The organism is Mycobacterium sp., from assembly GCF_019243155.1.
Classification (GTDB): domain Bacteria; phylum Actinomycetota; class Actinomycetes; order Mycobacteriales; family Mycobacteriaceae; genus Mycobacterium.
The window spans coordinates 1-2222 of sequence record NZ_JAFAUS010000444.1 but is presented as its reverse complement, the minus strand read 5'-3'; the positions used below and the strand labels follow the sequence as shown (position 1 = coordinate 2222).

Below are 2222 nucleotides of genomic sequence, written 5' to 3'. Positions count from 1 at the left end.
GGCAGCGTGGCGGCCTCCCAGTCTTCGCACAGCTGGGCGAGGAAACCCGTTCCCGCCCGGCCGGTTTCGTCGACGACGCGGTCCTTGCAGTCGCCGTAGAAGCCCACCGCGCTGGCGTTGATCAGGGTCTGGACGCCGGCCTCGGCGACGGCGTGGGCGAGCACATCGGTGGGGGCGATGCGGCTGTCTCGCAGGCTCTGCTTGAAGGCGCCCGACCATCGGCGCTGACCAATGTTTACGCCGCACAGGTTGACGACGGCGTCGACCCCGCTCAGCGCGTCGGAGTCGAACTCGCCGTTCTCGGGATTCCAGTGCACTTCGTCGGGATTCGCCGGTGACCGGCGCACGATGCGCAACACCCGGTGATCGGCGGCGCGCAGGGCCGCGGCCAATGCGGAGCCGATCAGGCCTGACGAACCCGCTATCGCAACGACGGTCTTATGACCGGCTTGAGCCACAATCGCCGTCCCCCTACAGCCCTAGATCGGCCTCGAACGCTCCCTCTTCGAGCCGGTGCTTGATCGTGGTCAGGAAGCGTCCGGCGTCTGCGCCGTCGATCAGCCGATGGTCATAGGTCAGCGGCAGGTAGCAGATCGATCGGACGCCGATCGACTCGTTGCCGCCGTCGTCGACCACCACTCGCGGCCGCTTCACGATGGCCCCGGTGCCCAGCATGGCCGCCTGCGGCGGAACCAGTATCGGGGTGTCGAACAACGCGCCTTGGCTGCCGATGTTGGTGATGGTGAAGGTGCCACCGGAAAGCTCGTCGGGCTTCAGGTTGCCCGTGCGGGCGCGCTCGGCGATGTCGGCGATCGCGCGGGCCAGCCCGGCCAGCGAGAGGTCGCCGGCGTTGTGGACCACGGGGGAGAGCAGACCCTGTTCGGTGTCCACCGCGAAGCCGAGGTGCTCGGCGTCGTAGTAGGTGATCTCCTTGGTTTCCTCGTTGTAGCTCGCGTTGACGTTGGGATGCGTCTTCAGCGCGTCGATCACCGCCTTGGCGATGAACGGCAGGTAGGTCAGGTTCACCCCCTCGCGCTCGGCGAACGACGCCTTGGCCCGAGCCCGCAATCCCACGATCCGGGTCATGTCGACCTCGTGGGTCTGCGTGAGTTGCGCTGTGGCCTGCAGGGATTCGCGGGTCTTCTTTGCCGTGATCTGGCGGATCCGGCTGGCCTTCTGCGTGGTGCCACGCAGATGCGCCAGCGCGGGTGCCGGGGTCGGAGCGGCCGCGGGAGCCGGCTTGCCGGGTTCCGCCGCCGGCGCCGCAGCCGGTGCGGGCGCCTTCGCGGCCTCCTGCTGCCGCTGCTTCGCCTCGGCCGCGGCCATCACGTCCTGCTTGCGGATGCGACCGCCCACCCCGGTGCCCTTGATCTCGGACAGGTCGATGTTGTTCTCGGTGGCCAGCTTTCGCACCAGCGGCGTCACGTAGGGCGCGCCGTCGGACGACGCCGGGGCCTGCGCCGGCGGTTGGGTCTGCTCGGCGGGCTGGACCTGTGCCGGTTGGGGTTTCGGCTCCGGCTTCGGCTGCGGCTGAGCCTCCGCCTTGGGCTGGGGCTCGGGTTCGGGCTGGGCCTTGGGCTGAGGCGCCGGTTCGGGTTTGGGGGCGGGCGGCGGCGTCGGCGCGGCGGTAGCGCCGGCGTCGGCCCCGCTGCCGATGCGGGCCAACTCGCCGCCCACGGGCACGGTGGCGTCCTCGTCGGCGGTGATGCTGACCAGGACACCGGCCACCGGCGACGGGATCTCGGTGTCCACCTTGTCGGTCGAGACCTCGACCAGCGCCTCGTCGACCGAAACCGAATCGCCGACCTTCTTGAGCCAGCGGGTCACCGTGCCCTCGGTCACGGACTCGCCCAGTTCGGGCATCAGCACGGGCGTCGCGGACCCGCCGCCGGAACTCTGCGGCGCGGGCTCGGGCTGGGCTTCCTGCTGGGGCGCGGGTTCGGGTTCTGGCTGGGGCGCCGGCGCTGCTTCGGCCTGCCGCTCCGGCTGGCTCGGGGGCTGCGCGGCCGGCGCTGATCCGTCGCTGCCGTCGGCGGAGTCCCCGATCAGGGCCAGGTCGCCGCCCACCTCGACGGTGTCGTCCTCCTGGGCGATGATCTTGGTCAGCACGCCCGCGGCGGGCGATGGGATTTCGGTGTCGACCTTGTCGGTCGACACCTCGACGAGGGGCTCGTCAAGTTCGACCGTGTCGCCTTCCTGCTTGAGCCAGCGGGTGACCGTCC

At 70.5% G+C, this 2222-nt stretch carries 2 protein-coding genes; both read right to left on the bottom strand.

The genetic code is table 11. The annotated features are described in order from the left end of the window. Positions 1-458, bottom strand: a 458-nt coding sequence (locus tag JOZ00_RS22800) for an NAD-dependent epimerase/dehydratase family protein (RefSeq protein ID WP_293348412.1), incomplete at its 3' end; no start/stop codon positions are given. A 13-nt stretch (positions 459-471) separates the two neighbouring features. After that, on the bottom strand, positions 472-2222 hold a 1751-nt coding region (gene sucB / locus JOZ00_RS22795), incomplete at its 5' end, for a 2-oxoglutarate dehydrogenase, E2 component, dihydrolipoamide succinyltransferase (RefSeq protein WP_293348409.1).